Annotated in this window: 15 protein-coding genes, 2 pseudogenes and 1 riboswitch; of the genes and pseudogenes, 11 read left to right on the forward strand and 6 right to left on the reverse strand. The window is 44.7% G+C overall.

The features are described from left to right. Positions 1-91: 91 nt before the first annotated feature. A riboswitch (Lysine riboswitch) is annotated at positions 92-285 on the reverse strand. A 457-nt stretch (positions 286-742) separates the two neighbouring features. Genes OF158_RS02230 through OF158_RS02250 form a run of 5 tightly spaced genes read left to right on the forward strand, consistent with a single transcriptional unit; the run spans position 743 to position 5083 of the window. After that, positions 743-1285 carry a helix-turn-helix domain-containing protein gene (locus tag OF158_RS02230; RefSeq protein ID WP_026104558.1) on the forward strand — a complete coding sequence of 181 codons (543 nt, stop codon included), beginning with the start codon at positions 743-745 and terminating at the stop codon, positions 1283-1285. A 26-nt stretch (positions 1286-1311) separates the two neighbouring features. Further along, positions 1312-2412: an ABC transporter ATP-binding protein gene (locus OF158_RS02235; RefSeq protein WP_014096316.1), complete on the forward strand. Its 1101-nt coding sequence runs from the start codon at positions 1312-1314 to the stop codon at positions 2410-2412. Further along, positions 2409-3200, forward strand: a complete 792-nt coding sequence (locus tag OF158_RS02240; protein WP_035182646.1) for an ABC transporter permease — start codon at positions 2409-2411, stop codon at positions 3198-3200. Before OF158_RS02235 ends, OF158_RS02240 begins: the two co-directional genes overlap by 4 nt. Before the next feature lie 3 nt (positions 3201-3203). Next, positions 3204-4013 (forward strand): ABC transporter permease, encoded by an 810-nt coding sequence (locus OF158_RS02245; protein ID WP_017550888.1) that lies wholly within the window; start codon positions 3204-3206, stop codon positions 4011-4013. Beyond that, positions 4010-5083, forward strand: coding sequence for an ABC transporter substrate-binding protein (locus OF158_RS02250; protein ID WP_035182645.1), 1074 nt, complete (start codon positions 4010-4012; stop codon positions 5081-5083). Before OF158_RS02245 ends, OF158_RS02250 begins: the two co-directional genes overlap by 4 nt. Before the next feature lie 565 nt (positions 5084-5648). Here the strand turns inward: OF158_RS02250 and OF158_RS02255 are convergent. Further along, positions 5649-7124, reverse strand: a pseudogene (locus OF158_RS02255) (IS1182 family transposase); the annotation flags it as partial. Positions 7125-7859: 735 nt separating this feature from the next. Between OF158_RS02255 and OF158_RS02260 the strand changes: the two are divergent. Both OF158_RS02260 and OF158_RS02265 read left to right on the forward strand, forming a co-directional pair. Then, positions 7860-9335 (forward strand): annotated as a pseudogene (locus OF158_RS02260) (IS1182 family transposase); the annotation flags it as partial. Between the two features lie 559 nt (positions 9336-9894). Next, complete coding sequence (locus OF158_RS02265; protein WP_048339799.1) at positions 9895-11070, forward strand: IS256 family transposase; 1176 nt, start codon at positions 9895-9897, stop codon at positions 11068-11070. 1065 nt (positions 11071-12135) lie between these two features. Here the strand turns inward: OF158_RS02265 and OF158_RS02270 are convergent. Together OF158_RS02270 and OF158_RS02275 are read right to left on the reverse strand one after the other, a co-directional pair. Next, positions 12136-13527 (reverse strand): hypothetical protein, encoded by a 1392-nt coding sequence (locus OF158_RS02270; RefSeq protein ID WP_035182642.1) that lies wholly within the window; start codon positions 13525-13527, stop codon positions 12136-12138. 846 nt (positions 13528-14373) lie between these two features. After that, entirely contained in the window at positions 14374-15549 is a 1176-nt protein-coding gene (locus OF158_RS02275) for an IS256 family transposase (protein WP_048339800.1), read from the reverse strand. 818 nt (positions 15550-16367) lie between these two features. Between OF158_RS02275 and OF158_RS02280 the strand changes: the two genes are divergently transcribed. Continuing rightward, positions 16368-17777: a branched-chain amino acid transporter BcaP gene (locus OF158_RS02280; protein ID WP_014096311.1), complete on the forward strand. Its 1410-nt coding sequence runs from the start codon at positions 16368-16370 to the stop codon at positions 17775-17777. Positions 17778-17837: 60 nt separating this feature from the next. Here OF158_RS02280 and OF158_RS02285 read toward each other — a convergent pair whose 3' ends face one another. Genes OF158_RS02285 through OF158_RS02295 form a run of 3 tightly spaced genes read right to left on the reverse strand, consistent with a single transcriptional unit; the run spans position 17838 to position 20727 of the window. After that, a complete protein-coding gene (locus OF158_RS02285; RefSeq protein ID WP_014096310.1) occupies positions 17838-18557 on the reverse strand; it encodes a LutC/YkgG family protein in 720 nt (239 codons plus the stop codon). Continuing rightward, positions 18554-19984, reverse strand: coding sequence for a LutB/LldF family L-lactate oxidation iron-sulfur protein (locus OF158_RS02290; protein ID WP_014096309.1), 1431 nt, complete (start codon positions 19982-19984; stop codon positions 18554-18556). The genes OF158_RS02285 and OF158_RS02290 overlap by 4 nt, the downstream gene beginning before the upstream one ends. A 23-nt stretch (positions 19985-20007) precedes the next feature. Beyond that, the gene (locus tag OF158_RS02295; protein ID WP_035182638.1) at positions 20008-20727 is read right to left on the reverse strand and encodes a (Fe-S)-binding protein; all 720 of its coding nucleotides are present in this window, start codon (positions 20725-20727) and stop codon (positions 20008-20010) included. Positions 20728-21133: 406 nt separating this feature from the next. On the opposite strand from OF158_RS02295, the gene OF158_RS02300 reads away from it, so the two are divergent. The 3 genes from OF158_RS02300 to OF158_RS02310 all read left to right on the forward strand — a co-directional run bounded on the left by OF158_RS02300 (position 21134) and on the right by OF158_RS02310 (position 25006). After that, positions 21134-22294: a PucR family transcriptional regulator gene (locus tag OF158_RS02300; RefSeq protein ID WP_014096307.1), complete on the forward strand. Its 1161-nt coding sequence runs from the start codon at positions 21134-21136 to the stop codon at positions 22292-22294. Positions 22295-22401: 107 nt separating this feature from the next. Beyond that, complete coding sequence (locus tag OF158_RS02305) at positions 22402-23769, forward strand: aminotransferase class III-fold pyridoxal phosphate-dependent enzyme (RefSeq protein WP_014096306.1); 1368 nt, start codon at positions 22402-22404, stop codon at positions 23767-23769. An 85-nt stretch (positions 23770-23854) separates the two neighbouring features. Beyond that, entirely contained in the window at positions 23855-25006 is a 1152-nt protein-coding gene (locus OF158_RS02310) for an iron-containing alcohol dehydrogenase family protein (protein WP_014096305.1), read from the forward strand. The last annotated feature ends 31 nt before the right edge of the window (positions 25007-25037 follow it).

A 25037-nucleotide genomic window follows, 5' to 3' on the forward strand; every position in this document is an offset into this window, starting at 1 on the left:
CACTCCTTTTTATATAGGAAGGAGCAGGGAATAAACAAAAATGCCGCAGTCGTGGAGACGCGGCATCAAAGCGTATACCCTCCATCAACCTTCCGAAGATAGCTCAACACATATGCGAGGGGGAATCGCATATGTGACAGTTCTGTTCCTGTTCGGAAACAGCCCCAACATGGCACCGCGGGATCCGGCACCACATTTCGGCAGCTTTTCCTTTCAACCGGAGTCTTAAACTTTACCCGTGTCTCGTCCGATTTACTCATAAAAGCTGCGACCTCTACCTCACCGGATTTGATGAGGATTTTTTTATTCAATTTGATTTACATATAATTATAGTTATGTTTTTAGGGAAAATCAATAGAAAAGGCAGCAGAACGGGGTGGCAAAAATAGGTGTTATATAAAATGGATTTCAGTTTTTACGTCAAGCCCGGCGCCAGTTTGCATGATTGACTTTTTGCAGCAGGCAACAGCGCGGCCATATTTTATATGCGGGCTTATTTTTACAAACATCTGCCTCTCTGTAAGAAAACGCCCGAGTGGGATTGTTCGTTTTCATAAACCGGCTGGAAAGGAGGGGAGCCGAGACAGCAGGGGGACGACCGTGATGCGTGTTTTTTTCAAAAAAACCTTTACATCTGCCTGCTTTTTTGTATAATACATATGAAAGTAAACTTAAAGTTTAACAAAACAAAACTTCCTTGCCTTTGAGTTTACAAATGCTAAACAAAATGGAAGGTTTTATGATGAAGATCGGGAAAAAAATTAAAAACTTAAGGTTAAAAAAAGGACTCACCCAGGAGGAACTTGGAGAGCGTACGGATTTAAGCAAAGGCTATATTTCCCAGCTTGAGCGGGATTTAAGCTCCCCTTCGATTGACACGTTTTTTAATATATTGGAAGTGCTCGGCTGCACGCCGAAAGAATTTTTTGACGAAGAAGAGCGTGAACAAAAAGTCGTATACGGGGAAGAAGACCAGACCGATTATCTCGATGAAGAGCGCGGTTATAAAATCCAGTGGCTCGTCCCGGAATCGAATGAAAAGGAAATGGAACCGATCCTGCTTACGCTTGAGGAAAAAGGGGAGTTTAAAACGTTTGAACCTTCTTTATCGGAAACCTTTGCCTATGTACTGGAAGGCCGGATTGCGGTGCGGCTTGGCAAACGCCTGTACCGTGCAAAAGCCGGAGAAGCCATTTATTATCATGCATCCGATGAGCATCAGATCCTGAATGACGCGGAAGGCCGGTCCAGGCTTGTACTCGTTGCTACGGAATCGTATCTGTAAGCTGAACATAGAAGAGGAGGACAGCAATGAACAGCGATATCATCATTCGTTTTGAACATGTCACAAAACAATACGACGATGATCCTGCTATTTTGGATGACGTCAGTTTTGAAATAGAACGCGGAAAATTTTACACTCTGCTCGGACCGTCGGGTTGCGGAAAAACAACGATTTTGCGCCTGATTGCGGGATTTATTGCGCCGACAAAAGGAAATATTTACATCAATGGAAAAATCGTGAATGACGTGCCAGCCAACCGGCGCCAGGTCAATACCGTTTTCCAGGATTATGCGCTATTTCCTCATTTAAATGTGTATGAAAACGTCGCATTTGGGCTGCGCATTAAAAAAATGAAGGCAGCTGTGATTGAACAAAAAGTAAAAGAAGCCTTGAAGTTTGTGAATCTGGAAGGCTATGAAAACCGGGAAATCAGCGAAATGTCAGGCGGGCAGCGGCAGCGTGTCGCGATTGCGCGCGCGATTGTCAATGAACCGGAAGTGATTTTGCTGGACGAACCGCTTTCCGCGCTGGATTTGAAGCTAAGGACAGAGATGCAGTATGAACTGCGTGAACTGCAGCGCCGCCTTGGCATTACGTTTATTTTTGTCACGCACGACCAGGAAGAAGCGCTTGCGATGAGCGATGAAATTTTTGTCATCAATAACGGGAAAATCCAGCAGAGCGGCACGCCGACCGATATTTACGATGAACCGATCAACCGCTTTGTCGCGGACTTTATCGGCGAGTCCAATATCCTTCCGGGAAAAATGATCAAGGATTTTGTTGTGGAATTTAACGGCCATGCGTTCGAATGCGTTGACCGCGGCTTTCATCCGAACGAGCCGGTTGAAATTGTCATCCGCCCGGAAGATTTAGAAATCACGACACCGGAAAAAGGGAACTTGAAAGTGCGGGTGGATACGCAGCTGTTCCGCGGCGTCCATTATGAAATTTGTTGCTACGATGAAGAGGGAAATGAATGGCTTGTCCACTCGACAAAAAAAGCAAAAGTCGGGGATACGATCGGCCTTTATTTTGAACCGGAAGCGATCCACGTGATGAGATTCGGCGAAACAGAAGAGGAATTCGACCGGCGCCTGGAAGCGTACGATGAGGTCCGGCCATGAAAGTAAATGCACGCACTTTTTATCTCGTTCCGTATTTGCTGTGGATCCTTCTTTTTGTAATCGCGCCGATTTTGCTCATTCTCTATTATTCTTTTTTTGATATTGAAGGGCATTTGTCGCTTGTCAACTATGAAAAATTTTTTACGCCTGTTTATTTGAAAATGGCGCTGAGCTCTTTTTGGTATGCGTTTTTGATTACGGCGTTTACGCTTTTGATTTCGTATCCGACGGCCTATCTTTTGACAAGATCGCGGCATAAGCAGCTCTGGCTCTTATTAATCATTTTGCCGACATGGATCAATTTGTTGTTAAAAGCGTATGCGTTTCTTGGGATTTTCGGCACATTCGGCCCGGCCAACTCGTTTCTTGAATGGATGGGCATTGGGCAAAAGCAGATTTTATTTACAGACTTCAGCTTTTTGTTTGTGTCTACTTATATTTTTATCCCGTTTATGATTTTGCCGATTTATAACGCGCTTGAAGAACTGAACCCGGTCTTTATGGATGCGGCGCGCGATCTTGGCGCCTCGAAATGGACCACGTTCCGCCGCGTTGTGTTTCCGCTCACGCTGGACGGTGTCAAATCAGGGTGCCAGGCTGTCTTTATTCCGTCTCTGTCACTCTTTATGATTACGCGCCTGATTGCGGGAAACCGCGTCATTACGCTCGGTACGGCAATTGAGGAGCATTTCCTTGTCACACAGGATTGGGGCATGGGGTCCACGATCGCCGTCTTTTTGATCATTGCCATGGTCGTCATTATGATTGTGACCGGCAACCGGAAGTGAGGGATGAAGTTGAAAAAAAGATGGAAATGGTCAAACTTATATCTGATATTTGTGTTTATCGTCCTTTACGCACCGATCTTTTATTTAATGTATTATTCGTTCAACAAAGCAGGGAACATGCATGAATTTAGCGGTTTTACATGGGAATGGTACAAGGAAGTGTTCCAGGACACGCGCCTTATGATCATTGTCATCAACACGCTTGTGATTGCGCTACTCGCATCCGCGATTTCAACGGTGATCGGTGTGATGGGGGCGCTCGCGATCCGGTTTGTGAAAAGAAGAAGAACGAAAAATGCGCTGCTTTCGCTCAATAATGTGCTGATCGTAAGCCCTGACGTCATTATCGGTGCATCGTTCCTGATTTTATTTACGATTGCAGGGATCAAGCTCGGGTTTACATCCGTTCTCGTTTCGCACATCGCTTTTTGCATTCCGATTGTTGTGCTGATGGTGCTGCCGAAACTGCAGGAAATGAGCCCGACTTTGATTGATGCGGCGCGCGACCTTGGGGCAAGCCAGTGGGATGTGTTGTCGAAGGTGATTCTCCCGTATATTACGCCCGGTATTTTTGCCGGTTTTTTCATGGCGCTCACGTATTCGCTCGATGATTTTGCCGTCACCTTTTTTGTCACCGGCAACGGCTATTCGACGCTTTCCGTTGAAATTTATTCGCGGGCACGCCAGGGGATTTCACTCACGATTAACGCGCTGTCAACGCTGCTCTTCTTCTTCTCTATTATCCTTGTGATCGGGTACTACCTCGTGAACCAGCGCCAGGCCCGTACGAACGGAATGGGGGTTAAAAGATGAAACAGCTGCTGCGTGTTTTTATTGCGATAATCGTTGTCGCCCTTGCCCTGCAATTTCTCGCTGGGCGCATGAACCAAACGGAAGGCTATGCAGGCGGAAATACGCTCACGATTTACAACTGGGGGGATTATATCGATCCCGCCTTGATTAAGAAATTTGAAAAGCAGACCGGCATCAAAGTCATTTATCAAACTTTCGATTCGAACGAAGCCATGATGACCAAAATTTCCCAGGGTGGTACAACGTTTGATGTTGCGGTTCCATCCGAGTATATGATCGAAAAGATGAAAAAGGAGAACTTGCTGATTCCGCTTGATCATTCGAAGCTGCCGAACTTGAAATATATCGATTCGCGCTTTATGGATTTGCCGTTTGACCCGAAAAATCAATACTCAGTGCCTTATTTCTGGGGGACGGTCGGGATTGTGTATAATTCAAGTATGCTCGGTGGCAAAAAAATTACAAGCTGGGACGACCTGTGGGATCCCGATTTGAAAAATCAGATTCTGCTTGTGGACGGCGCCCGCGAAGTGATGGGGATGGGGCTCAACAGCCTGCATTACTCGCTGAATGATACGAATGAAAAACATTTGCAGCAGGCAAAAGCAAAACTTGACCGGCTGATGCCGAATGTGAAAGCGATCGTCGGCGATGAAATCAAGATGCTACTGGCCAATGAAGAAGCTTCGCTCGGGGTTGTCTGGTCGGGGGATGCGGCTGAGATCATGTCAGAGAATAAAAAGCTGAACTATGTTGTGCCGAGCGAAGGCTCCAATCTCTGGTTCGACAACATGGTCATCCCGAAAACAGCGAAAAACGTGGATGGCGCCCTGAAGTTTATCAATTTTATGCTCGATCCGAAAAACGCCGCGCAAAACGCCGAGTATGTCGGTTATTCAACGCCGAACAAAGCGGCTCTGAAGATTTTGCCAAAATCGATTTCCGGCGACCGCCGTTTTTATCCGGATGCTGCACTCACAAAGAAACTGGAAGTATATAAAAACCTTGGCAAGAAAAAACTCGCCCGCTATAATGAGCTATTTTTGGAATTTAAAATGCATACTAAATAACGAAAGCCGTCCCGGATGCGCGGGGCGGCTTTCAAGTTGATCACGGGCGAAAATAACCGGCGGAATGTCTTTTGAAGCGGACACAGACATCACTCGGGTGGTGATTGAGATATTTTTTGGAGGTTTCAAAAGGCCAAAAGCGGCTTGGTTGGTGTTCGAAATGTCCTTTTGGGGGTTTGAAAAGGCCAAAAGCGGCTTGGTTGGTGTTCGAAATGTCTTTTTGGAGGTTACAAAAGGCCAAAAGTGGCTTGGGTAGTGTTCGAAATGTCTTTTTGAAGGTTTGAAAAGGACAAAAGTGGCCTGGTTGGTGTTCGGAATGTCCTTTTGGAGGCTTCAAAAGGCCAAAAGCGGCTTGGGTAGTGTTCGAAATGTCTTTTTTGAGAGTTCAAAAGGACAAAAGGAATCCGGGCAGCGATTGAAATGTCCTTTTGGAGGCTTCGTGACCACTGAAAAAAGCCATTTTTTTATGTAAAATTTGCTGTGTAGTGTAAGAAATTTTCTGTAAATGGTACTCTTTACCATAGAAATTAGTAAAAATGACAAATGTTTGGCTATAATTCGCCTTTTTAGAGGATAGTATGGCGGCTATCCTCTTTAAATTTACTGCCAAGGCTGTTAGCTTGGCTTGTAAGCCCATGCTTTTTAGACCGTACCATTTGGCACGATCTAACCCGTGGAAATTCTTCATTTCGCCATTTTTCCCTTCTTGGCATGCTCTTTTTTTATACTTCTCTTTAAATCCCTCCGATTTCTGTTGTTGACTATACTCATAAAATTCTGGGGTGTTGATTCCGATCCCTAATACTTTTCCGACTGTTTTTCCGGTTATGCAAACTTCTCGCATTGGGCAATTTCTACATTGTTCTCTGTCAAAATAGTAATTATACGTTTCTTTTCCACATTTTCTTATATAGTGTTTCTTTTTGATTGTTTTGTTTCCTTGACTACAGAACCACTCGTCAGAATCTTTGTTATAACTGAATCTTTCTTCGTCTATGCGATATGCAGCTTCACTTACAGGGATGTATGCCTTTGCTTTAAGTTCAGAGATTTTGTCTAAGATTGGCTTTTTAAAATAGGCTTTATCACCATATACTTCTGGCATTTTTATTCTCGTTTTCTTGGTTAACTCTAATAATTCATCAAACTTCGTTCCATCCACATAAGCTCCATTACCAGTATGAACAGCTGTAATCATTCGATCTTCTGTTGTCATCATAAATTCCGTTTTATAACCAAAGAAAGGATCATTTTTGCTTTTATACCCTATTCTCGCTTCTTGGTCGACAATCGATCGTACCCCTTTTTGCTCCATAAACTTCGGGTCTGCTAAAATTTCTTTCGCATTATTAACGAGTGCTTTTGTTTCAGGTGCTTTCTCCAGTTCAACTAGTTCTTCTACCTTTGATACCGTTTCTTCAAGATAGGACTTCATTGTTTTTCTAGCTTCATCATGGTTTTCTATTTCTTTATAATCAGGGATTTCTTGGTTGATTTCACTTGGTATTTCTCCGTTTTCTTCTTTAACGGTTTTAAAGATTTTTTTCGCTAATTGTTTCATGACTCGTTCCGGTCTATATTTTTTGGTGTTGGCTTCTGTATGAGTGGAATCAATCGTTATACCAGAAACCTTTTGTAAAATTCCTTTTTCAATGCATTGGTTTATGATTTCAATAATAATTTCATCTATAGTGAGATTGCCTTCTAATCTACTTTTACGAAATTTTGCCAAAAGACTTGGGTGAGGGAGGTCGTCTTCCGGATTGATTCCTAAAAAATACATATATGCAAGGTTTAATGAGCAATTTTCTATAACTTTCTCATCAGATAAGTCATAGAGTTTTTGTAACACCAAGATTTTAACCATAAGTTCGGGCTCTTTTGCTGGCCTTCCATATTCTTTACAGTAAGTTTTTTCAAGCATTTTATTGATAAAACTAAAATCCACTTCATCTCTTAATAATTTAAGTGTATGATTTTCAGGAATTTTATCGTATAATATGGAATAGATGCTTAATTGATTATCTTTTTCTTTAAGCATGATAGATACCCCCAGTTTGGTTTTGGTTTGTAGTATAACTTTATTATACCAAATACTGGGGGCATTTTTTTTCAATTTATTGTACATATAATTATTTTGAATTTTCAGATTGACTTTTTCAGTGGTCCCGGAGGCTTCAAAAAGACAAAAGGACCCCGGGTAGCGATCGAAATGTCCTTTTGGAGGTTTCAAAAAGACAAAAGTGGCCTGGTTGGTGTTCAAAATGTCTTTTTGGAGGTTTCAAAAGGCCAAAAGCGGCTTGGGTAGTGTTCGAAATGTCTTTTTGGAGAGTTCAAAAGGACAAAAAGAACCCGGGCAGCGATTGAAATGTCCTTTTGGAGGCTTCAAAAAGACAAAAGTAGCTTGGTTGGTGTTCGGAATGTCCTTTTGGAGAGTTCAAAGGGACAAAAGCGGCTTGGGCAGTGATCGAAATGTCCTTTTGGAGGCTTCAAAAAGACAAAAGTGGCCTGGTTGGTGATCGAAATGTCCTTTTGAAGGCTTCAAAAAGACAAAAGGACCCCGGTCAGTGATCGAAATGTCCTTTTGGAGGTTTCAAAAAGACAAAAGGACCCCGGTCAGTGATCGAAATGTCCTTTTGGAGGGCTCGGGACCACTGAAAAAGTCAATCTGAAAATTCAAAATAATTATATGTACAATAAATTGAAAAAAAATGCCCCCAGTATTTGGTATAATAAAGTTATACTACAAACCAAAACCAAACTGGGGGTATCTATCATGCTTAAAGAAAAAGATAATCAATTAAGCATCTATTCCATATTATACGATAAAATTCCTGAAAATCATACACTTAAATTATTAAGAGATGAAGTGGATTTTAGTTTTATCAATAAAATGCTTGAAAAAACTTACTGTAAAGAATATGGAAGGCCAGCAAAAGAGCCCGAACTTATGGTTAAAATCTTGGTGTTACAAAAACTCTATGACTTATCTGATGAGAAAGTTATAGAAAATTGCTCATTAAACCTTGCATATATGTATTTTTTAGGAATCAATCCGGAAGACGACCTCCCTCACCCAAGTCTTTTGGCAAAATTTCGTAAAAGTAGATTAGAAGGCAATCTCACTATAGATGAAATTATTATTGAAATCATAAACCAATGCATTGAAAAAGGAATTTTACAAAAGGTTTCTGGTATAACGATTGATTCCACTCATACAGAAGCCAACACCAAAAAATATAGACCGGAACGAGTCATGAAACAATTAGCGAAAAAAATCTTTAAAACCGTTAAAGAAGAAAACGGAGAAATACCAAGTGAAATCAACCAAGAAATCCCTGATTATAAAGAAATAGAAAACCATGATGAAGCTAGAAAAACAATGAAGTCCTATCTTGAAGAAACGGTATCAAAGGTAGAAGAACTAGTTGAACTGGAGAAAGCACCTGAAACAAAAGCACTCGTTAATAATGCGAAAGAAATTTTAGCAGACCCGAAGTTTATGGAGCAAAAAGGGGTACGATCGATTGTCGACCAAGAAGCGAGAATAGGGTATAAAAGCAAAAATGATCCTTTCTTTGGTTATAAAACGGAATTTATGATGACAACAGAAGATCGAATGATTACAGCTGTTCATACTGGTAATGGAGCTTATGTGGATGGAACGAAGTTTGATGAATTATTAGAGTTAACCAAGAAAACGAGAATAAAAATGCCAGAAGTATATGGTGATAAAGCCTATTTTAAAAAGCCAATCTTAGACAAAATCTCTGAACTTAAAGCAAAGGCATACATCCCTGTAAGTGAAGCTGCATATCGCATAGACGAAGAAAGATTCAGTTATAACAAAGATTCTGACGAGTGGTTCTGTAGTCAAGGAAACAAAACAATCAAAAAGAAACACTATATAAGAAAATGTGGAAAAGAAACGTATAATTACTATTTTGACAGAGAACAATGTAGAAATTGCCCAATGCGAGAAGTTTGCATAACCGGAAAAACAGTCGGAAAAGTATTAGGGATCGGAATCAACACCCCAGAATTTTATGAGTATAGTCAACAACAGAAATCGGAGGGATTTAAAGAGAAGTATAAAAAAAGAGCATGCCAAGAAGGGAAAAATGGCGAAATGAAGAATTTCCACGGGTTAGATCGTGCCAAATGGTACGGTCTAAAAAGCATGGGCTTACAAGCCAAGCTAACAGCCTTGGCAGTAAATTTAAAGAGGATAGCCGCCATACTATCCTCTAAAAAGGCGAATTATAGCCAAACATTTGTCATTTTTACTAATTTCTATGGTAAAGAGTACCATTTACAGAAAATTTCTTACACTACACAGCAAATTTTACATAAAAAAATGGCTTTTTTCAGTGGTCACGGAGGGCTCAAAGGGACAAAAGCAGCTTGGTCAGTGATCGAAATGTCCTTTTGGAGGCTTCAAAAAGACAAAAGGACCCCGGACAGCGATCGAAATGTCCTTTTGAAGGCTTCAAAAGGCCAAAAGCGGCCTGGTTGGTGTTCAAAATGTCCTTTTGGTGCTTCAAAAGGACAAAAGCGGCTTGGGTAGTGTTCGAAATGTCTTTTTTGAGAGTTCAAAAGGACAAAAAGAACCCGGGCAGCGATTGAAATGTCCTTTTGGAGGCTTCAAAAAGACAAAAGTAGCTTGGTTGGTGTTCGAAATGTCCTTTTTGGAGGTTTCAAAAGGCCAAAAGCGATTAAGTCCGTATAATTGTGTAAAAAGAAGGAGTCATTTTATCAACTCTTGGCAACACTGTTTTCAACAACAATAAACAATGAAAAGAGGAGATAAAATGACTCACTTACAGTTTAACCTAAATTTGGATGTTTTAAAAGAAGCCATCATGACTTCAGATCTTGACGCGGTAATTAAATCAGCGGTTGTCCTCGTGTTAAACGAGTTTATGGAAAAGGAAAGGGATGACTATTTAAAAACGAGCCCTTATGAACGCGCTGTTGAACGCCGGGATTACCGGAACGGTTACTATGAACGCGAGCTGTTGATGAGCATCGGCAATGTTACATTAAAAGTTCCCCGGACACGTAATGGCGAATTCTCAACTACCTTATTTGAAAAGTATGCCAGATGTGACCAAGCTTTCGTCCTTTCAATGTTGGAGATGGTCATCAATGGCGTCTCTACCCGTAAGGTCACAAATGTCGTAGAACAGCTTTGCGGTAAGAATGTATCCAAGTCGTTTGTCTCTTCCCTTACGCAAAAACTGGATCCCATTGTGAATGTTTGGGCCGAGAGACCGTTGAATACAACCTACTACCCTTATGTGTTTGTGGACGCCATGTATATAAAAGTACGGGAGCACCATAAGGTCATATCAAAGGCTGTTTATATTGCGACTGCCATTACAGAGAAGAATACACGTGAAATACTGGGTTTAAGCGTTGACCATGCAGAAAGTTTGGAGAGTTGGAGTTCATTTTTTAAACAACTTAAATCACGTGGACTCCAATCACCAAAACTCGTTATTTCCGATGCTCACACGGGCCTTCAGAAAGCAATACAACGGGAATTCATTGGCACTGCTTGGCAAAGGTGCAATGTTCATTTTAAACGCAATATCATTGAAAAACTGCCCAAAAAAGATACTGCAGAAATCCGGGTGATGATTAAGCGCGTGTTTGAGGCCGTTACGATTGAGGACATACGCAAGTTTAAAGATGAATTAATAAACAAATTTGGTACAGAAGCAAGATTTGAAAAAGCCCTGGCCATTTTAGATGAAGGTTTTGAAGATACTATCCAATACATGAACTTTCCTGAGAATATCCGTATGCACATACGGAGTACTAATTCCCTCGAGCGGCTTAACCAAGAGGTTCGTAGAAGGGAAAGGGTCATTCGCATTTTTCCTAATACCCAATCTGCTTTTCGTTTGGTTGGTGCCGTTTTAATGCAGTATCAAGATACAGAATACTCGAAGAGGAAGTCACTTATGGGAAAGAATAGTTAGCAGCATTTTCAGCTTAACTTCCATCATGGATGATTTCATCTCCGGGAAGGGATGTCAAATTGAAAGGCATTTGACATCCCTTCCCGGAGATGAAGAAAAAAATCCATGGAAGTTAAGCCGAAAAAATGAAAGGGTGGTTGAAAACATTTGCCCATAAATTTACACAATAACCTGGACTTGACTCCAAAAGCGGCTTGGGTAGTGGTCGAAATGTCCTTTTGAAGGCTTCAAAAAGACAAAAGGACCCCGGTCAGTGATCGAAATGTCCTTTTGGAGGGCTCAAAAGGACAAAAGCAGCTTGGGTAGTGGTCAAAATGTCCTTTTGGAGGTTTGAAAAGGACAAAAGTGGCCTGGTTGGTGTTCGGAATGTCTTTTTGGAGAGTTCAAAAGGACAAAAGGAACCCGGTTAGCCCCCAAAATGTCCTTTTGGAGCTCTCCAAAAAACCAAAAGGAGCACTCCGAAAATGATCATCACAGGTATGAAGATAAAAGTGTTCCCTGCCCGCCCGCAGAAATGTCCTTCATAGCGGGCATGAAAGACAAAAGGGACCCTCCCGTCAATAGAAATGTCTTTCATCGTGGTTATGAAAGACAAAAGGGGATCGTTCGAGGGTCCAAATGTCTTTCATCAATTGAATGAAAGACAAAAGAGAGACGTCAGCCCGTGGAAATGTCCTTCATAGCGGGCATGAAGGACAAAAGGGACCCTCCCGCCGGTAGAAATGTCCTTCATTGTGGTTATGAAAGACAAAAGGGGATCGTTCGAGGGTCCAAATGTCTTTCATCAATTGAATGAAAGACAAAAGAGAGACGTCAGCCCCCGGAAACGTCCCTCATCACAGGCATGAAAGACAAAAGGACCCGGCCCGCCCGCAGAAATGTTCTTTACCAAGGTTATGAAAGACAAAAGGGACACCCCGCCCGCCCTCGGAAATGTCCTTCATCATAGCATGAAAGACAAAAAGGGGACCTTCCCAACCGCCGACAGAAATATCCTTCATCGCAGCCATTTGGGCGACCGCGTACTCGGCCATAAAAAAAGCAGGGTCTGGCCCCACTTTCGCCTTACGCTCTTCTTTTTTCCATATCAATATACAAATTTCGGTATGCGTTCGATTCCGCTTGCATGCCGAGTTCGTGATAAATTTTTGACAACCATTTGACCGGGGCGGGGTCGTTTTCCCGCAACTCCATTTCCCAGCTGAAACAGTCAAGCGCTCTGTCGTACTGCCCAAATTCAAAATACAATTCCCCGAGCAGGGATTGCTTGTCGGGATCGTCCGCCATTTGGTGCATTTGCTCCACTTTGCGGATGGCCGGCAAATGCCCGGCTGCTTTCTTGAACGGAAGCAGCCATTCCAGTATATAGGAAGTGTCCCGGTGCTGTAACAAATAGGAAGTGCATTTTACCACGAATTTCTCTGCCTGTGCCGGATGCCCGGAAAAGAGCGGGGCAAGCCGGTTCAGTGCTTCTACATCTGTTTCACCATCATCCGGGCTCCATGATTCAAGCATCTTTTCCACTTTTTCTGCCTGTTTCGCACTCAACTGAATCTGTTCCTCAAGCATCATCGGGATCATTTTTTCCAGTTGTTTTGTCTCAATATAAAACTTTAGTAAATCTTGCTGCAGCGGTTCAAACTGCCGGATGCGGGCATAGAGATTTTCCAAAATGGCCATTTTTTCCGCCTCTTCGAAATGCGCGTCCAGCCGTTCAAGGAGCGCTTTGTAGCCGGTATCGGTCGGCGACGATTCCATTTGCTCAAGGCTTAACGCGATTTCGTCCGCCCACCGGTTTTGCGCACGCAGTAGGTCGCAAAGTTTTGCAAAAGCTTCAGCATCCGGCATTTTCTCATATAAAAGTTTTTCGGCATAAAGGGGGTCTTTCCGGATCAGTTCGGGTGAATAGGATTGAAAGAGTTTGTCGTACTTAATCAGATTTAAATCGCGGGACATTTGCTTGACCCAGCTTTGCTTCGGCGCAAAATCTTTTAAAATGCGGAGGATGCGCGCGCACTGCAATAGCTGGCCATTGCGGCGGTATTCATAAAAGATGGATTGGATATATTCAAAGAGCTTCCGTTTCGGGACAAACGATTCGAAAAACGTGGCAATCCAGGCGGCTTCAAGTGGCGGGAACAGTTTCTCCATTTTGCCGGTAAGCTGGGCAAAATGAATGGTTTTAAATGAGCAACCCGGCTGGAAAAGCAAATCAATCAGCGGATGGGGAGGTTCGAGCACAATGCAGTCACGGAAAGCCTGTGCCACTTTGGACCCCCGTTTGATTTTGGTTGCGGGTATCGCGTTCAAATAATGGTCCTTGTAAAAAAACACATACCACAGGCGGCCATCATCACCGGTTGCCTCGACAAATTTGCCCTGCAAAAAAACGGCCATCCTTTCTATATCCGCGTGAACCACATGTTTGCGGTCTGTAATGGTCAATTGGGCTGCCATAAAATCCCCTCCTTGATAGTTTGATTATACCATACGAGAGCGGGATTGCGACCATCGGATATTTCGGAACAGGTTTACGATGTTGAAGGATCGCGGGCCGTTCTAAGAAAGATTTTAGACCCGGTTTTGGCTCTGAACCACAAGTAAAAGGTCCGTGGTCTCTCATCTGTGCAAAGTAAAAAAACCGCTGCATGTGGGGGAAATGCCAATTTTTAAATGAACAGGATTAAATTGCAAAACGAATTGATATGCGTTCCGGTCCCGGGTCAGCATTTCAGTACCTTCACGAAAAACTTCACGTACGTCCTTTTATTTAGGGTTTGCTGAACAAATCCGATTCTGAGTTGGTACCCAATTTGTCAACAAGATCTGTCTCAAATATAGCCTTTCTTCACATAGAACGCGTCTAAGTTAAGGAAGCGCAGAAAAAAGGAGGTCTTCCTTCACATAGAGCCCGTCTAAGTTAAGGAAGTGCGGAAAAAAAGGAGGTCTTTCTTCACGTAGAGCTCGTCTACGTGAAGAAAGCGAGGAAAAAAGGAGGTCTTTCTTAACATAGAGCCCGTCTATGTTAAGGAAGCGAGGAAAAAAGGAGGTTTTCCTTCACATAGAGCCCGTCTAAGTTAAGGAAGCGTGGAAAAACGGCGGCCTTTCTTCACATAGAACAGTCAAGTCCAGGTTATTGTGTAAATTTATGGGCAAATGTTTTCAACCACCCTTTCATTTTTTCGGCTTAACTTCCATGGATTTTTTTCTTCATCTCCGGGAAGGGATGTCAAATGCCTTTCAATTTGACATCCCTTCCCGGAGATGAAATCATCCATGATGGAAGTTAAGCTGAAAATGCTGCTAACTATTCTTTCCCATAAGTGACTTCCTCTTCGAGTATTCTGTATCTTGATACTGCATTAAAACGGCACCAACCAAACGAAAAGCAGATTGGGTATTAGGAAAAATGCGAATGACCCTTTCCCTTCTACGAACCTCTTGGTTAAGCCGCTCGAGGGAATTAGTACTCCGTATGTGCATACGGATATTCTCAGGAAAGTTCATGTATTGGATAGTATCTTCAAAACCTTCATCTAAAATGGCCAGGGCTTTTTCAAATCTTGCTTCTGTACCAAATTTGTTTATTAATTCATCTTTAAACTTGCGTATGTCCTCAATCGTAACGGCCTCAAACACGCGCTTAATCATCACCCGGATTTCTGCAGTATCTTTTTTGGGCAGTTTTTCAATGATATTGCGTTTAAAATGAACATTGCACCTTTGCCAAGCAGTGCCAATGAATTCCCGTTGTATTGCTTTCTGAAGGCCCGTGTGAGCATCGGAAATAACGAGTTTTGGTGATTGGAGTCCACGTGATTTAAGTTGTTTAAAAAATGAACTCCAACTCTCCAAACTTTCTGCATGGTCAACGCTTAAACCCAGTATTTCACGTGTATTCTTCTCTGTAATGGCAGTCGCAATATAAACAGCCTTTGATATGACCTTATGGTGCTCCCGTACTTTTATATACATGGCGTCCACAAACACATAAGGGTAGTAGGTTGTATTCAACGGTCTCTCGGCCCAAGCATTCACAATGGGATCCAGTTTTTGCGTAAGGGAAGAGACAAACGACTTGGATACATTCTTACCGCAAAGCTGTTCTACGACATTTGTGACCTTACGGGTAGAGACGCCATTGATGACCATCTCCAACATTGAAAGGACGAAAGCTTGGTCACATCTGGCATACTTTTCAAATAAGGTAGTTGAGAATTCGCCATTACGTGTCCGGGGAACTTTTAATGTAACATTGCCGATGCTCATCAACAGCTCGCGTTCATAGTAACCGTTCCGGTAATCCCGGCGTTCAACAGCGCGTTCATAAGGGCTCGTTTTTAAATAGTCATCCCTTTCCTTTTCCATAAACTCGTTTAACACGAGGACAACCGCTGATTTAATTACCGCGTCAAGATCTGAAGTCATGATGGCTTCTTTTAAAACATCCAAATTTAGGTTAAACTGTAAGTGAGTCATTTTATCTCCTCTTTTCATTGTTTATTGTTGTTGAAAACAGTGTTGCCAAGAGTTGATAAAATGACTCCTTCTTTTTACACAATTATACGGACTTAATCCATAGAACACGTCTAAGTTAAGGAAGCGAGGAAAAAAGGAGGTCTTTCTTAACGTAGAGCTCGTCTATGTTAAGGAAGTGCGAAAAAAGGAGGTCTTCCTTAACATAGAGCCTGTCTGAGTGAAGGAAGCGCAGAAAAAAGGAGGTCTTCCTTCACGTAGAGCCCGTCTAAGTTAAGGAAGCAAGCAAAAATAAAGGCCCTTCTTAACATAGAGCCCGTCTAAGTTAAGGAAGCGAGGAAAAAAGAAGGTCTTCCTTCACGTAGAGCCCGTCTAAGTGAAGGAAGCGTGGAAAAAAGACGGCCTTTCTTCACATAGAACCCATCTAAGTTAAGAAAGCGCGAAAAACGAAGGTCAATCTTAACATATTCTAATCATTGAAACAGCTTTCAATCACAAAGTTTTCCTATATTTTGCATTTAAAGTTTCACAAAATCCTCAGCATCCCTTGCCGATTCTGTAGGTTTTGCTTATTCAGCAAGCCCTATTTCATGTGCAAATTTTTACTCTGCCGTGTTCCATGACGAAGCAAACAAAACAGTTTCTGCAGCCGCCAAGCAGATGCAGGCATATCCGGGAAGGATGGAAAAGAACGATAAGAGTTACAATTTCTTACAATCCAAATTTTTTCTTAATTTGTTATATTTCTATATTGATAAATTTTCAATGAAAAGTATAATAGAATTATGCAATTATCCAAAAATTCTTGGGGAGGATGAGAAATGAGCATCTTTCAGACAAAAGCAATCGCAAACCTTGTAGAAGGGACCCAGGGCAAGCAAGGGCTGAAAAAAGCGCTTGGTGCACTCGATCTCACTTTGCTCGGGATCGGCGCCATTATCGGCACAGGGATATTCGTGCTGACAGGTGTGGCTGCAGCAAACTATTCCGGCCCTGCACTCGTTATTTCCTTTATCCTGTCGGGGCTCGCATGTGGATTTGCTGCCTTGTGTTATGCAGAATTTGCATCAATGGTGCCGGTTGCCGGAAGTGCTTATACTTACGGGTATGCGGCGCTGGGTGAATTTTGGGCATGGATTATCGGCTGGGATTTGATTTTGGAATACGGCCTGGCTGTTTCAACCGTTGCGATCGGCTGGTCCGGATACGCCGTGAACTTGCTTGGAAATCTCGGAGTTCATCTGCCAAAAGCGCTGACGCTTGCACCGATGGACGGTGGCATTGTCAACCTGCCGGCCATTCTCATTATCGCTCTAGTTGCCTGGCTGTTGTATTCAGGGGTCCAGCAGACATCTCGCCTGAACGGCATCATCGTAGCCATAAAAGTAGCCGTTGTCCTGCTGTTTGTGGTGCTTGCTGTCGCACATGTGAAACCGGTCAACTGGCATCCGTTTATGCCGTTCGGATTTAAAGGCGTGCTTTCGGGCGCAGCGGTTATTTTCTTTGCTTACATCGGCTTTGATGCTGTATCGACAGCTGCAGAAGAAACGCGCCGCCCGCAAAAAGACGTGCCGCGCGGAATTTTGTTCTCCTTGTTAATTTGTACCGTGTTGTATATCATCGTTTCCGCCATTTTGACAGGCGTTGTCAAATTCAGCATTTTCAGCAGGCCGGAAGCTGCTTCTGCTCCCGTTGCGTATGCATTGCAGCAAATTGGCATTCACTGGGGTGCGGCACTGGTTTCCGTTGGGGCCATTTGCGGGATTACTTCCGTATTGGTTGTTATGGCATACGGGCAGACGCGTGTATTGTTTGCCATGTCGCGTGACGGACTTTTGCCTAAAATTTTTTCAAAAGTCAGTGAAAAGAGAAAAACTCCAGCGACTTCAACTGTTTTGGTCGGAATCGTCACCGCGATCACAGCCGGGTTCCTCCCGATCAATATTGTGGCTGAGATGACCAATATTGGGACGCTTGCTGCATTTGTGATTGTATGCGTGGCAGTCATTGTGCTCCGCTATAAACGCCCGGATCTGGAACGTCCGTTTAAAACACCGCTTGCCCCGGTTATACCGGCTCTCGGTGCAATTACTTGCGGCATATTGATCGCAAGCCTACAGCCGGCAACCCTGATCCGCTTCGTTGTCTGGTTCGCAATCGGCATGGTGATCTACTTCGGATACAGCATCCGCCACAGTGAGCTGCAACAAGAAGCGAAAAAAACAGCGTAAAACCAAAAATAGATGGCCTGTTTCAACAGGTCATCTATTTTTTGAATTTTTTGCGTTTTATTATTTGTCGTTCACAACAATGTAAGCCGCTTTGACTGGCCCGTGCACGCCGACGATCAAGTTCATTTCAATGTCAGCAGAGTTGCTTGGGCCGGTAATAAAATTGATGCATGACGGGACGGTTTCCCCGTTTTTGATCTTTTCGCGGATCTGTAAGGCGGCCTGCGTCATGCGCGGGACAATCGTGCTTTTCGGTACAATCGCGATATACGTCTTCGGCAGCAGGCTGACCGACCGGCCGCGTTCTTTGCTGCTGAACAAAACCACTGTGCCGGATTCCGCCAATGTGATATCACTGAACGTAATCCCGACATTCGCTTTTTCGCACAGCGCAATATTTTTTTCGCCGATTTCGGGATCCCAGACATGGGTTTCGATTCCCATTTCCGGCCAGCCTTCCTCAATCAGCGGGGTTAAGCCGAATTCCCCGAACCGCTTGTCATTCCAAAGCGAGACAGGCCCGCCGCCGTACAGTTCTACGACTTCGTTTAATTTTCCGGGCAAAGTTTTTGCATCCGTTTCAAAAAAATCAACATGGACACTGAGCGACTGCTGGCGCAATACTTCCAGCAGTTCCTCCTGGTTTGCATTTGGCAGTACATCATATTGCGGCTTATGCTTGTAATCCGGACGGGCAACGCCGGATACAACCGGTTTGCGGCCGAGCCTGCCGGCAATATTATTTAAAAATGCATCCCGGTTTTGGATGGCTCCGTTCATTTTTTCTGCCCCCTGTCTTTCTCCCGCTTTTCAAACCAGTCACGGAAAGGTTCTTTGTTCGGCGCAGGGAAATCGCGCACATCCGTCCACGGTTTCATCGGCCCCGGTCCTTTATGGATCAAATCGTCTTTTAAAAACGGACGGACGACTTTGGAAGCCATTTTTGCCCCGGCCCCGTAAAGTCCAGGTTTTGAAGCGCCGACGCCGAACGCTTTCATCAACAGCCGTTCTGCTACCGGTGAGCGTTTTTCTTTTTCCGCGATCACTTGGCGGTGCTTAATCAAAAGCTCATGCAGCGGAATTTTCACCGGGCAGGCTTCTGTGCAGGCTCCGCAAAGCGAAGAGGCGTACGGGAGTTCTTTGTATTTGTCGTATCCGCCTAAAAGTGGGCTTAATACCGCGCCGATCGGTCCTGGGTAAATGGAGCCGTACGAATGGCCGCCGATATTCCGGTAAACCGGGCATACATTGATGCAGGCTGCACAGCGGATGCACTGCAGCACCTGTTGGAATTCCGTCCCGAGAATATCGGAACGCCCGTTGTCGACAATCACGAGGTGGAATTCTTCCGGCCCGTCGACTTCGCCTGCTTCTTTCGGGCCGGTCACAGTTGTAATATAGCTCGTCAGCCGCTGACCGACCGCGCTCCTCGTTAACAGGCTCACCAAAACTTCGAACTCTTCGTAAGTCGGGACAAGCCGTTCCATCCCCATCACAGCGATCTGTGTTTTCGGGAGGGTTGTGACCATGTCGGCATTCCCTTCATTTGTGACAAGGCCGACCGAACCGCTTTCGGCAATGGCAAAGTTACAGCCGGTAATCCCAATTTCCGCCGATAAAAATTCTTCGCGCAAAACTTTACGTGCAAACGCGGCCAGTTCCTCCGGTTTTTCCGTGCCGGTATAGCCGAGACGGTCGCGAAACACGTCGCGGATTTGATCTTTGTTTTTATGCAAAGCCGGCGCGACGATATGGGAAGGATGGTCGCCGGCCACCTGTAAAATGTACTCGCCGAGGTCGGACTCAACAACAGTGCTGCCCGCTTCCATCAGGGCTTCATTCATGCCGATTTCTTCCGTCACCATCGATTTCGATTTAATCACTTTTTTCGCGTTTTTTTTCTGCACGACTTCTTTAATATACCGGCTCGCTTCTTCAGCGGTCTGGGCAAAGAAGACATGGCCGCCGCGTTTTGATACATTTTCGCTTAATTGATAAAGATAATAGTCCAGATTGTTTAAAACGTGCTGGCGGATTTCTTCGCCGAGCGAACGCCAGTCTTCCCAGTTTCCGAGTTCATTCGCCGCCGCCAGCCGGTTGGTTTGCAGCCGTTCCTGGGCACTGCGGACGGCACCGCGCATAAAATCATCGTTGATGCCTTCTTCGACCCTGCCTTTAAATTTTTCATCACTAATCGATAAACCCATTTTTTTCACCCCTTTGCCGTTTTTTAATCTCTGCTGTTCAAAACTTCTGCAATATGCATAATTTTCATCGGTTTTCCTTTACGCGTCATCCGGCCGCCAATATTCATTAAACAGCCGCAGTCGCCGCCGATTAAAACGTCGGCACCGGTTTCTTCGACGTGCTCCACTTTTTCGTCCACCATTTGCTCGGAGATTTCGCTCATTTTCACGGAGAACGTGCCGCCAAATCCGCAGCATGACAATGCATTAGGTAGTGGCACAAATTCAAGGCCGTCCACATGTTTTAACAGTTTCATAGGCGCGTCTTTTACTCCGAGCAGGCGCGTCATATGGCATGATGGATGGTAGGTGGCCTTTACGTGCAGGCTTGCCCCGACGTCTTCCACTTTTAATACATCCACGAGAAATTGTGTAAATTCGTATGTTTTCGCAGCGAGCGCTTTTGCTTTTGGTTCCCACACCGGGTCGCCTGCAAAAATTTCCGGGTATTCTTTAAACATGTATGCGCATGAGCCGGAAGGGGATACAACGTAATCTGCGTTTTCAAACGCTTTCATCATTTGTTTCATCGCAGGTTTTGTATCTTCCAGATAACCGCTGTTATAGGACGGCTGCCCGCAGCAAATCTGGCCTTTTGGAAGATCAACTTCACAGCCCTGCCGCTCCAGCACTTCCACCATTGCTTTCCCGACATCCGCTTTGAACATGTCGACAAGGCAAGTGATGAACAAACTCACTCTCACAATATTCACCTTCTTAAAGTATTAGGTCAATCATCAGATGACCGGATTACAGTTATTATACTCCTTATAGTGAAAACTTGGCAATGAAAGAAATATAGGTTTTAAAACTTTTGCCCTACGAAACGGCAGTTCTGATTGGTTTCCATTCCGGAATCAAAAAGTTAATTCCATTCTATATGTTTATTTTAATGGAAAGATACAAATAAAACACCTGATTTACCGCTTTTTCTATCTTTAGTGACCTTTCTGGAGAGCCCAGCCTTTTTAGTCAAGCCGAACAGTTCTCTTAACGGAAAAGATGCTGCCTTCCTGTAAATAATTCAAAAATTTTAGATACTTATTTACATTTTATCCTTGTCTCTTTACGATATAAATATATGAACATGTTTGGAAAGGGGATGATGATTTGGTCACTTTGGAAAAACTTGTCGAATTGCCTGCGTTTGGCCGGATTGTGCTTGCCGCCGGAAAGTCAGGAATCAGCCGGGCGGTTACGGGGGTCAATGTGACGGAGAGCGTTGATTGGGCGGATTTTTTTAAGCCGAACGAACTACTTGTCACCACTGGGGTCACCATGGGCAATGATCCTGAAAAATTGGAGGAGATGGTGGCGTTTGCCTGCGGTCGGCGCGCAGCCGGGATTGTCATTAACACGGGCCCGTATATTCCTGAAATTCCAGAGGCGGTCATCCGGTTTGCCGATTCACAACATTTTCCGGTTTTTCAAATGCCATGGGATTACCGGGTAGCAGATTTTATAAAAATTACCGTCCAATTTTTGATGATTGAGCAAGGTAAAGAAGCGCTTTCCCAGCAAATACTTGCGGAACTCCTTTTTAACCCGGGGATGGACCGGGCGTATATGCGGAACGGGCTGTTCAAACTCGGTTTTGGGGAAGATGCAGATTACGGCATCATCGTTTGTACCCAGGACACGGAAAAGCCTGATATGTTGCCGTTTGCACAAACGGTGGAAGATGTTTTCCATGCCCGTTATGCGCAGTATCTGGCCGGCGTTTATGAAGACCAGATTATTTACCTTGTCGACCGTTCAAAAGTGCGGACGCCAGATATCCCGTTTGCAAGGGCAGCGGCAAAAATTCAGGAATCCATTTATAAACGGAATATGGAAAGCCTGCTTGTGGGGATGGGAAATTTTTACCGGGATATTGCCGGGATCCATAAAAGCTACCACGAAGCAAAAATGGTCATCCAGCTTGCCAAGCGCCAAGCTGTACCGCCTATTTGCAAATACAAGGAAATCGGCGCCTATAAAATTCTAATGGAAGTCAAGGATCGCGAAAGGATTGCAGGGTTCCACGGGGATATGCTTGGCAACTTGTACCGCTACGATGAGTTGCACGGCACAGATTATGTCCATTTCCTGAAAATTTATTTGGAAGAAGACGGCCAGACTGCTGCGATCAGCCGCCGCGAATTTATTCACCGCAACACCGTGCTGTATAAGGCGAAAAAAATAGAAACGATACTGGATGCAGACCTGACCCGCAGTTTTACAAAGACCAATCTTTCGCTTGCGTTCATGATTGAAGACATTCTCCAATGAGTATGTGCAACCGCACAAAATAATTTGTTCCAATCATCATTACATTCTGAAAAAAACCTTTTTATAATGAGGTTATCATTTACAAAATAGAAATGGAGCTGTCAATCATGAATGAAGCGGAGATTACGCAAATCCAGCAAGACGATCGGCAGTATGTCATGCACTCGTGGGCGAAACAGGCGTATGTGCGGCCAACGGTAATCACGAAAGCAAAAGGCATTTTTTTCTGGGATGAAAGGGATCATAAGTGCTATGACATGTGCTCCCAGCTTGTTTATTTGAATGTCGGGCACCGGCACCCAAAATTGTTGGAGGCGTTTAAATCGGTCGGGGAAATTCCGCTCGCCGCGCCGGCGTTTGCCACCGCGCCAAAATCTCAACTTGCCCGCAAAATTGTTAAGGCGGCACCGGAAAACATGGCCAAAGTATTTTTTACAAATGGGGGTGCGGACGCCAATGACCATGCTGTGAAAATTGCGCGGATGGCCACCGGGCGTTATAAAATTTTTTCGCGCTATCGTTCCTACCATGGCGCGACATTTGGAGCCGGCAACCTGACAGGGGAATCGCGGCGCTTTCTCGTGGAACCAGGGATCCCCGGTTTTGTAAAATTTGAAACACCCTATCTGTACCGCGAAACGCTGGATTTTGAAAGTGAGGAAGCGGCGTCCGCTTTTTACCTTAACCGTCTGCACAGCCAGATCCTCTATGAAGGGCCTGATCAGATTGCCGCTGTTTTCCTTGAGCCGGTTCCGGGCTCAAATGGCGTCCTCATCCCGCCGAAAGGATATCTTGAAGGCGTGCGCGAATTGTGCAGCCGCTACGGAATCCTGATGATCTGCGACGAAGTGATGACCGGCTTTGGTCGGACGGGCAAAATGTTTGCTGTCCAGCACTATCCTTTTGAACCAGATATGATTACTTTCGCAAAAGGAGTGACAAGCGGATACAGCCCGCTTGGCGGTGTCATTCTCAGCCGGGACGTAGCGGAATACTTCGATGAGCATATTTTTCTGACTGGCCTGACCTACAGCGGTCACACGGTTTCAGCTCAAATTGGCTGTGCCTCGATGGACATTTACCAGGAAGAGAATCTGCTTGAAAATGCCCGCGAAACCGGGGGTGTGCTGGCAGAACGGCTCAAACAGTTGAAAAAATTTCGCGCAGTCGGAGATGTCCGCTCGATCGGCCTCTTTGCCGCAGTCGAGCTCGTAAAAGATAAGGAAACGAAGGAACCGCTTCAGGCATATGGCATGGATTACGGAAAAGATCCGTCCGGCCTTATGAAGAAATTTGTAGCGCTGCTTGCAGAAAAAGGTTTTTATACCTATTCGCATGAGTCAAGTGTGATTATTGCCCCGCCGCTGATCATTACAGCCGAACAGGTGAATGAAGCGATGAACTTGTTTGAAACGGCCCTTCGCGAGTTTGAAGAGAACGTATTGTTTCCTGCAAATACTTTAACGGTAAAATGAGGAAAAGCATTGTTGGGATAGAAAGTTTTTCAAAAACTTCATTGGCGCCGGCCGGTGAACTGCGGAAAGGTAAGGGATTGTTGAAATGGAGGACTTTTTTTATAAACAGCCCGTCCCGATTGATTTCGGGGCCGGCAAGATCAGGAAGCTACCTGAAATCATCAAACAGACAGGCGGAAAAAAGGGCATTTTAATCAGCGCCCCGTCGATGCTCAGACAGGGAATTGCGCAGGATATCATGAAAGAAGCTGGTGGTGCGCTTACGGCGGTGTTTTCAAGTATTCAGCAAAATCCGACCGTAAAAAACACGGATGATTGCGCGCGGATGCTGCGTGAAGAAGGAGCAGATTTCGCGGTTGCCATCGGGGGAGGCAGTGTCCTCGATTGCGCGAAAGCTGCTGCCTGCATCGCGCAGACGCCATACAGCGCGTCTGCGTTTCTGGCAAAAGCACAAACGCTTGTGCAACCGGGCATTCCGCTGATCGCCATTCCCACAACTTCAGGGACTGCGAGCGAAGTGACCAATGTGTCGGTCCTGACCGATACCAAAAAAGGCATTAAGGCGCTGATTTCAAGTGATTTCCTTTACCCCGCGTATGCTCTCGTGGATCCTGAATTGACGCTCTCGTGCCCGAAACATGTTACAGCGTCAAGCGGGCTTGATGTGCTTGCACATTCCCTTGAAGCCTATTATGGGAAAAAGCACCAGCCTTATACAGATATGGCGGCTGAACGGGCTGCAGCGCTCGTGTTTGAATACCTGCTCCCGGCTTACCATGAACCTGGAAATCTGCAGGCGCGGGCAAAAATGAGTGAGGCATCCGTCACAGCCGGGCTTGCTTTTAACATGACGCAGACGGCCGCCGCCCATGCCTGCTCTTACCCGCTGACTCAGGAATTCGGCATTGCGCACGGGGAAGCCTGCGCTTTTACCCTGCCGTCGTTCTGGCGTTTGAACAGTGTGGAAGGACCGGAAAGCGGGCGCCTTGAAGCGTTCAGCCGCTGCCTCGGGTTCAAAGATGCGGACGCGCTTGCCGGTCGTATTGATGAAATGAAAAAAGAAATGGGGCTTATCACGACGCTTGAGGAAGCAGGTATTGAAACGGAAGCAGATCTGGACCGGCTTGTCGCAGCGAGCTTTGCACCAAATATGCAGAATAGCCCAGTGAATATAACAAAAGACAAATTGAAAGTTATGTACAGCCGGCTCGCAGGCGGAAAAGTTAAACTGGCTTGATAAAAGCTTCGGCGTTCATTAGCGGTGAACA

Origin of the sequence: Weizmannia sp. WK01 (genome assembly GCF_025905465.1) — a bacterium.
In the GTDB taxonomy this organism is placed as follows: domain Bacteria; phylum Bacillota; class Bacilli; order Bacillales; family Bacillaceae_C; genus Weizmannia; species Weizmannia faecalis.

Coding starts and splice junctions, on each gene's coding strand:
- OF158_RS02230 (WP_026104558.1), top strand. CDS start 743: ATGAAGATCGGGAAAAAAATTAAAAACTTAAGGTTAAAAAAAGGACTC.
- OF158_RS02235 (WP_014096316.1), top strand. CDS start 1,312: ATGAACAGCGATATCATCATTCGTTTTGAACATGTCACAAAACAATAC.
- OF158_RS02240 (WP_035182646.1), top strand. CDS start 2,409: ATGAAAGTAAATGCACGCACTTTTTATCTCGTTCCGTATTTGCTGTGG.
- OF158_RS02245 (WP_017550888.1), top strand. CDS start 3,204: ATGAAGTTGAAAAAAAGATGGAAATGGTCAAACTTATATCTGATATTT.
- OF158_RS02250 (WP_035182645.1), top strand. CDS start 4,010: ATGAAACAGCTGCTGCGTGTTTTTATTGCGATAATCGTTGTCGCCCTT.
- OF158_RS02265 (WP_048339799.1), top strand. CDS start 9,895: ATGACTCACTTACAGTTTAACCTAAATTTGGATGTTTTAAAAGAAGCC.
- OF158_RS02270 (WP_035182642.1), bottom strand. CDS start 13,527: ATGGCAGCCCAATTGACCATTACAGACCGCAAACATGTGGTTCACGCG.
- OF158_RS02275 (WP_048339800.1), bottom strand. CDS start 15,549: ATGACTCACTTACAGTTTAACCTAAATTTGGATGTTTTAAAAGAAGCC.
- OF158_RS02280 (WP_014096311.1), top strand. CDS start 16,368: ATGAGCATCTTTCAGACAAAAGCAATCGCAAACCTTGTAGAAGGGACC.
- OF158_RS02285 (WP_014096310.1), bottom strand. CDS start 18,557: ATGAACGGAGCCATCCAAAACCGGGATGCATTTTTAAATAATATTGCC.
- OF158_RS02290 (WP_014096309.1), bottom strand. CDS start 19,984: ATGGGTTTATCGATTAGTGATGAAAAATTTAAAGGCAGGGTCGAAGAA.
- OF158_RS02305 (WP_014096306.1), top strand. CDS start 22,402: ATGAATGAAGCGGAGATTACGCAAATCCAGCAAGACGATCGGCAGTAT.
- OF158_RS02310 (WP_014096305.1), top strand. CDS start 23,855: ATGGAGGACTTTTTTTATAAACAGCCCGTCCCGATTGATTTCGGGGCC.